The organism is Bradyrhizobium sp. CCBAU 45384 (assembly GCF_028128665.1).
Taxonomy (GTDB): domain Bacteria; phylum Pseudomonadota; class Alphaproteobacteria; order Rhizobiales; family Xanthobacteraceae; genus Bradyrhizobium; species Bradyrhizobium manausense.
The window spans coordinates 26,253-33,846 of the sequence record NZ_LBIZ01000079.1; the positions used below are offsets into that span (position 1 = coordinate 26,253).

A 7,594-nucleotide genomic window follows, 5' to 3' on the forward strand; every position below is an offset into this window, starting at 1 on the left:
CCAGTCCAATTCCTGCGAATGGGGTATCGATCATCTTCGTGCGAAATCATGCCGACGGGTTGCTATCGCTCCACCTCAGTGCAGTCTCAATAATGAAGTCGATCTCGGATTGCCGCGGGCTCCAACCGAGCTCCCGCTTGGCTTTGGCAAAGGAAGCGACGAGCGTGGGCGGGTCGCCCGCGCGGCGTGGGCCGCGGCGGACGACCGGATCGTTTCCGGAGACACGCCTCACTGCCTTTATTAGTTCGAGCACACTCGTGCCAACCCCTGTACCGAGATTGAAGACATGAGTACCGCCTCGCGCCACCAGCATGTCACCTGCGAGAAGGTGCGCCTGCGCCAGGTCGTTGACGTGGATATAGTCCCTGATTGCACTGCCATCCGGCGTCGGAAAGTCCGTTCCCAGAATGGTGAAAGGCCGATCGGGTCGGCGCACAGCTTCGATCGCCAGCGGAATGGCATGCGTTTCCGGTTCGTGGCGCTCGCCGATCTCTCCGTCCGGATCACAGCCCGCCGCGTTGAAATAGCGCAGCGAAACCGACGACATCTCGTACGCGCGGCCAAAGTCCTCCAGCATGCGCTCGATGATCATCTTGGACCAACCATAGGGATTAATCGGCGCCTGCGGATGTGTTTCGTCTATCGGCGTGTGCTGGGGAATTCCGTAACTGGCGCACGTGCTGGAAAAGAGCACGCGCGAACAACCGGCCGCTCGCATTGCCTCCAGGAGTGCAAGCGTTCCTCTCGTGTTATTGTCGTAATAGATGGCGGGATCAGCCACGGATTCGCCGACATAAGCCAGTGCCGCAAAGTGCGCGACAAGGTCCGGCTTGTAGGTGTCCAGCGCTGCGCGCACGCCGGCTGAATTGCGAATATCGCACTCGACCAACGGTCCCCAGCGCACCGCATCGCGCCAGCCTCGGGAAAGATCGTCGAGCGTCACGACATTCCAACCCGCCATCGCAAACGCCTTGCAGCAATGCGAGCCGACGTAGCCGGCACCGCCGGTGACCAGAACGGTCTTTTTCATCTCGCCGCGCCCGCGCGTTGCGCATCGATCGGAGCTGGGACACTACCGATATTTGTCGGGCCGGCGAAATCGTTACGCTTCCTTATCAACCTTCGCGCCAACAACACTCAACTCCTTGTCACGAAGCATGAACTTGTTCTCAATCTCCAACCTTCCAAACTCCATTAATTCATATCTAGATGGATTGTGGCTTCATTCGTACGATCGAACGGCGGCGCGCAGACGCCTGAAGCTGCCACGCGCAGTTGCAAAGGACCGAAACGGTGCAATCCGTGGATTGATGTTGCGAAACTATTGCTTCGCTGCGGTCTCGTCCGCGGGATAGAAACGCGCCTGATGCGCCTCCGATAGAACCTGTCCCGTCGATGATTTCACGAGGGCGGTCCATTCATACACACCCGGCTTGCAAGGACCAAATGTCCGGATCGTCCCCGATGGCACGACGCCATTGCTCGGAACCGGAACGTTCTGGCCTCCCATTTCGCGAGTGCCTTCTGCAAGTGTGAGCGTCATCGATGTGGCACCGGCGGGAATATTGCGCAGACGCATCTCAGGATTCGGGAACAGCGTGACACAGCCGCGTGCCCCGTTCCATGAAAAATCCAACGTCATCGGATCGGCCGATGCGGGATGACAGGCCGCCAGCAACAAAGGGAAGCCAACAATAACAGCTCTCACATATTGCTCCGGTCAGTTTCGCTTCCGATCTTCGAGCGATCGGTGCACGCACTATTCACGATTCACGCAGAAGAGATCGCCCATTTTAAGGCGCCATCGGTAAGCCCACTTGCAACCGATGCATCAAAGGAAGCAGTCACGAGTTGGCCATTCTTTTGACGGACCGTCGGGACGTCCTTTGGCGTGCATCAACGACCATTCCCGCGCCTGCCAACGGATTGAGCAAACAATGGCAATTGGCAGCTAAACCGTGTCCAGAAACGTCCTGATCGTCGTACCCGTTTTGAACGAGGCTTCCCATATCGAGACCGTTGTCCGCAATCTGGCGCGGGACGGTCTCGACGAAGATCGCATGATAGTGGTTGCAGATGGCGGCAGCACCGATGGGACGCCTGACATTGTTCGCCAGCTTGGCAAGGAGATTCGCGGCGTCCATCTGTTGCGCAATCCCCAGCGGCTGCAGAGTGCCGGGATCAATCTGGCCGTACAAGTCTATGGTGCTGCGGCGCAGGTCCTGGTGCGGTGTGACGCCCATTGCGAATATCCAGCGGATTATGTTTCGAGCCTCCTCAAGACTCTGGACGAGCGCAAGGCCGACTCGGTCGTGGTCCCCATGGACTCTCGTGGCGAGGGTTGCTTGCAGAAAGCCGTCGCCTGGGTCTCGGACACCAAGGTCGGTTCGGGCGGATCGGCACATCGCGGCGGAAAGCAAAGCGGCTTTGTCGATCACGGGCATCATGCCGCGATGACCATCGATGCCTTTCGCACGGCCGGTGGTTACGACGAAACCTTCACTCACAATGAAGATGCAGAGTTTGACTGCAGGCTGCGTGCACTCGGCGGCCGGATTTTTCTGGATTCGGACATCCGCCTTTCATATCGACCGCGGTCGAGCTTTCTGAGCCTGGCGAAGCAATACTTCAACTACGGGCGTGGTCGATCGAGAACGGTGAGACGGCATCCAGGATCGTTGCGACTGCGTCAATTCCTGGTGCCCACTCATGTTGCATTGACGCTCGGCGCCATCGTGCTGTCGCCGGCTGCGCCGCTGCTGTTGACCTTGCCGGCGGCCTATCTGGCGATACTGGCCCTGACCGCAATGTTGATTGCAGTAAAACATCGCTCAATTTGCGGGCTGCTTGCACTGCCGGCCGCCGCCGTGATGCACTTCGCGTGGGCACTTGGCTTTTTCTGGGGCATCCTGTCGATCCGCCAGACCACCTGGCAGATGACCCCTTCAGTTTCCTGAACGCTGCAGAACCTGGGCACTGGCCGGCGCGTCCACACGCCGGCTGGCCTTCGCATAGGCGGCCTCGGTCAGGCGGGCAATCGAGGTCCACGTCGGCACGGAGTCGCGCAGATCCAGCATTCCTTGACCCTTGGCGTTTCGATAGTCGGGGTCGCTGATCAAGCGCTCGAGCGACCGGGACAATGCGGCGGGATCACCTGGAGGAACGAGCGTCCCCTCCGCCCGATCGCTCAGCCATTCCGAAAACGTTCCAAGGTTCGAAGCGACGATCGGACGTCCCGCCGCGATCGCCAGCATCAGCACACCGGATGCGTCGATATCCCGGTACGGAAAAGCCAGGATGTCAGCGCGCGCGACCAGCGAGGTCACTTCGTCTTCCGGAATGAACCGCAGGTCGAATTCGACATGGTCTTCGAGCTGCAGATCCTTCACCATCGCAAATAGCGGCTCCATCGGCATTTCCGGCCAGCCCACGATCTTCACCACGCAACGTGCCCTGACCTCTCGGGGAAGCAATGCAAGCGCGCGAAGCATGACGTCGACGCCCTTGTAGGGCTTTATCTTGCCGAACAAGAGTATTTGAACGCGGCCGTCCGCGGCCGCGGACTCGTCGGCAGGTCGGGCGATATGATCCGTCAGCAATCCGTGCGCGATAACCGAAATCTTCTCGCCCGGAATACCAACGCGCAGCAGGCGATCACGTGCAACGGTCGTATGAACGATAAGATGGTCGAAGCAATGCAGAATCTTGAACGCCCCGATTCGCTGTATCCGCGAGCTCGGATTGTTATTGAACGGATTCGAGTCATGAACGGTCAGAACCGTTGGCGCGACCCTCCTGAACTTGGGAATGAACTGGCTGTCGACGATCGCCAGGGGTGCCCATTGAAAATGGATCACATCGGGCGGCGTCTTCCTGAAGCGCCTGATCAGCCGTGTCATTGATTCAGCGTGACTGAGTCCCTTCAGCCCCAGCTGCACGTTGCGCGGAAGTTTCTTGAAAAAGCGCGACTGCAATCCCGGATAAAAATGCCGGTCAAGAAATAGGTCTTCATCAACGGAAGGCTTCTGCCCAAGCTGGCGCCCGACAATGCTGGCTGCATGCCCAATATCGGTCAATCCTTTGGCTAATTTAAGATCATATGGCCAAGTAAACAGTGACGGATCAATCAGAGCGATTTTCATGCGATTGCCTCACCAATCATGCTTTGCGGACTGTGAAATTACTTCTGGCCTATCAAGGCATGGATTGATAGCCTCTTTTGCCACCTGCAAATTTGTGAGCGACACACGTTGAAGATCAGCATCGTCATAACAGTCTACAATTACGAACGGTATGTCGGATTGGCAATCGACAGCGCGTTGAATCAGACCCGTCCGGCGGACGAGATCGTCGTCGTCGACGACGGATCGATCGACGGTTCCCGCCGGATCATCGCCGGCTATGGTGACAGGATTCGAGCCATATTTCAGGCAAATCAGGGCAACATCGCAGCATTCGAAGTTGGGTATCGCGCAGCGACAGGCGACGTACTGCTGTTCCTCGATGCGGATGACATCCTGATGCCGACGGCGGTCGAAAACGTTGCTGCGCACTGCCGCGAAGGTGTTTCGAAAGTTCAGTTCAATCTGGACATCATCGATGGCGCCGGCAGGCGACTTGGGCGTTCGTTCTGTGCGTTTCCCAAATCCTACGCGTCGGAAGATGTGCACGCAGAATTTACCCGGTCGGGAACGTACATCTGGCCAGTCATGTCGGGAAATGCGTACTTCCGAGAGTTTCTTCGTCAGGTCATCCCGCTCAATCCGCCCGTGGGATACGACGGCGCCCTCAACACGATCGCCCCTCTTTACGGAGACGTGGTCACGGTGCAGGAAACCCTCGGGCAATATCGGCTCCATGGCAGAAATATCAGCCGAAATGACGCGAAGGGCCGGGCGCAGCGGTTTCCGGATTTTCCCAGGCAGATCGGGTTCCGCATTGCAGAGTTCGACATCCTGAAGGCACATTGCGACAGGAAGTCCATGCACGTGCAAGCGGCACGGCCGATCGATAACGAGATCGTCTTTGTCAACTATCGCCTCGCGTCCCGTAAACTGGGACTGCGCTATGTTGGGCAGGACGCGGACACGTCGAGTTCACTTCTGCGCCGTGGGATATGGCTTGCGCTGACCACGACCACACATTGGCGCGCCGCCGCCTCTCATATCGTCTGGTTCACAGGGTTGTTCTTGAGCCCTTCCTGGCTTGCGTACCAGCTGATCATGCTCCGCTTCAACAGGGCAGAACTCCTGAGGCCGCTCGCCAGGTTCGGAAGTGTCGTCCGGCGCAAGCCCGCCTGAGCGGGCCACGGCGCAAACGTAGTCCGGCTCGTCAAATCTCGTGCCGCTTCCTCAAGGCGTCAATCACATGCTTTCGATCGTACGAATTGTCTCCGGCATTGGCGCGGAAAGACTGCTTGCGCCGGCGAGCCGGACGCGAATCCGCCTGTCCGACTGTCGAAGGCGGATATTTTCCGACAGGCGCAGAACATATTCCTTTGATTTCCACGCAAACCGAGCCGCCCTGTCAAACGCAGTAGGCTCGCGGACCGACTCCGCCGCCTTTGCGATCGAAGATGTCAGCGTCAGCTCAAGGCACGGAAAAGGAAACAAGGCATAATTGTGGAGGCCATTTGCCCAGAAGCGGTCCATCTCCCAGTCGATCGGCCGATGAATAGTTGTCACGCTGTCAATGAACCGACGCGCGGCATGGCCTGAGATAAGATAGGCCTGCGTTCCCATTGGCGCACGCTCAAACCGCACCAATTCCCGCTGATCCAGCCAGGCCACGTGCTTGCATGGCGCCATGTGTCGCCCATACAGCCGGAGATAGCCGATCTCAGCAGCCTTGCAGATGTCCGGAAGCAATCGGAAGCTGAACCCGGCATCGAGAATGACGTCGTCTTCGATGACAAGTGTCCATGAATTGTCGGCATCTGAAGCTGCCACTTGCGCCATGACACTCATATGACTGGCTGCGCAGCCGATTTCGGCACGTGAAAGGCCCCTGCCCCAAAAGCGGATGGCCAGCGCCTCGTCATATTGCGGGAGCCCCCTAGCTGGCACACGCAAGGCATCAAAGAAGGTCCATGGAATCTCAAGCGACTCCAGATTCGCACTCGCGCGCTCGCGACGCGCGGAGCCGGCCAAACTAATCGCCACGATTCTGAGATTGCTGCCCATTGATTGATCAGTCTGACGCTGTTGATTTGGAACCGGATAGCGCGGCCGCACTCGGGAACGCACTTCGTTGAAATCGACAAAGGGCAGGCTGTCAATAGTAACCGCAAGCTGGCGGCAGCTCGCGTCAAAAAGTGCAGGCGCCTCGCATGTCGTGTCCATCGGAGACTTGGTTGCCTAGCAGTATCGCAGACTTAATGTTGCCAACAACGCTATGACTAATGCCGTGAAGCTGAACTTCAAATGAAGGCACAACATGGTGAAACGCGAGTACTTCGACGAAATCGTTGGGCTGCGTTTTTATCTTGCCCTTTGGGTTGCGATCGGACATGGCCTCCAACTTTCCGGAATTATGGAGCCAGACAATAAGATACTGAAGCTCCTTCTGCGCGGCGACGTGGCCGTTCAACTGTTCATGATCGTGAGCGGATTCGTCATCACGAACCTGATTCTTCAAAGAGATGAAACATACGCGCCCTACCTGACTCGCCGCTTCTTCAGACTTTACCCGGTGTTCGTCATCGCATCCGCGATCGGGTTTGCTGTCTTCCCCTACTGGGTTGCACTGTCGACGCTTGTGCCCTGGCAGACTTCCGCAGGCTGGGCCGCATACTCGCAATCGCTCGCCGAGATCGAGCATCAAATGACGAGCAATTTTCCAGCGCATTTCTTAGCTCATTGCCTCATGTTTCATGGCGCGATTCCGAACGAAATTCTCAATCGATCAGCCATGACGTTCCTGCCGGCCGCCTGGAGCATCTCGCTAGAGTGGCAGTTTTACATCGTTGCCCCACTGGTTCTCCTGAGTCTCCGCGATTGGCGGTCGACCGTCTGCATGACAGTTGTGTTCGGCCTGCTCTACATCGCCCATAGCAGAGGCATGCTCGGAACTTATGATCTCGCATCATCCTTGGCAGGCGCCAGCGGATATTTTGCCGTTGGAATTGCATCTCGTATCGGCTTTAACAAGATCAGCGAGATGAATCTCCGCTCTATCGCGGTCGCAATTTGCCTGTCGGTCCTTGCCATCATGTTTCTACGCGATCCGCTCGGGCTCGTTATTTGGGCTGCATTTTACAGCTATATGGCTGGAGCAAAGACGGATCAGATCGATGGCAAGATCTTTAGATTTGCCTTCACAAATCCGCTGGTTTTTCGGACTGGAGAGGCTTCCTATTCGCTGTATTTGATTCACCGCCCGGTGCAAGTATTGGTGGGCTATGCGTTGGTGAGAACAGTGCAAGTCACCAGCGCGACTATGTTGGTCGCTATGGTTGGAGCCATTGTGATCACCGTCTTGCTCAGCCTGATTTCGTATCAGCAAATCGAAAAGCGCGGAGAGCAGGTCGGACGAGCACTTGCGCGACGCTCGATCAAGTTTGCGGTGACGTCGTCGGCTGCCTGACGTCTTGAGC

7 protein-coding genes are annotated in these 7,594 nt (G+C 57.3%); 3 read left to right on the plus strand and 4 right to left on the minus strand.

The features are described 5' to 3' along the window. Positions 1-46: 46 nt before the first annotated feature. Both galE and XH80_RS04635 read right to left on the minus strand, forming a co-directional pair. Positions 47-1,030 (minus strand): UDP-glucose 4-epimerase GalE, encoded by a 984-nt coding sequence (galE, locus tag XH80_RS04630; protein ID WP_220004010.1) that lies wholly within the window; start codon positions 1,028-1,030, stop codon positions 47-49. A gap of 291 nt (positions 1,031-1,321) precedes the next feature. After that, a complete protein-coding gene (locus tag XH80_RS04635; protein ID WP_220004011.1) occupies positions 1,322-1,708 on the minus strand; it encodes a hypothetical protein in 387 nt (128 codons plus the stop codon). 250 nt (positions 1,709-1,958) lie between these two features. Here XH80_RS04635 and XH80_RS04640 point away from each other — a divergent pair, with 250 nt between their 5' ends. Then, positions 1,959-2,957, plus strand: a complete 999-nt coding sequence (locus tag XH80_RS04640; protein ID WP_220004012.1) for a glycosyltransferase family 2 protein — start codon at positions 1,959-1,961, stop codon at positions 2,955-2,957. On the opposite strand, the gene XH80_RS04645 is transcribed toward XH80_RS04640, so the two are convergent. After that, positions 2,946-4,142, minus strand: coding sequence for a glycosyltransferase (locus XH80_RS04645; protein WP_220004013.1), 1,197 nt, complete (start codon positions 4,140-4,142; stop codon positions 2,946-2,948). The genes XH80_RS04640 and XH80_RS04645 overlap by 12 nt on opposite strands. Positions 4,143-4,250: 108 nt before the next feature. Between XH80_RS04645 and XH80_RS04650 the strand changes: the two genes are divergently transcribed. Further along, the gene (locus tag XH80_RS04650; protein ID WP_220004014.1) at positions 4,251-5,300 is read left to right on the plus strand and encodes a glycosyltransferase family 2 protein; all 1,050 of its coding nucleotides are present in this window, start codon (positions 4,251-4,253) and stop codon (positions 5,298-5,300) included. A 63-nt stretch (positions 5,301-5,363) separates the two neighbouring features. Here XH80_RS04650 and XH80_RS04655 read toward each other — a convergent pair whose 3' ends face one another. Then, positions 5,364-6,341, minus strand: a complete 978-nt coding sequence (locus XH80_RS04655) for a glycosyltransferase family 25 protein (protein WP_271597539.1) — start codon at positions 6,339-6,341, stop codon at positions 5,364-5,366. A 94-nt stretch (positions 6,342-6,435) separates the two neighbouring features. On the opposite strand from XH80_RS04655, the gene XH80_RS04660 reads away from it, so the two are divergent. Continuing rightward, entirely contained in the window at positions 6,436-7,584 is a 1,149-nt protein-coding gene (locus tag XH80_RS04660) for an acyltransferase family protein (protein WP_271597540.1), read from the plus strand. Positions 7,585-7,594: the final 10 nt, after the last annotated feature.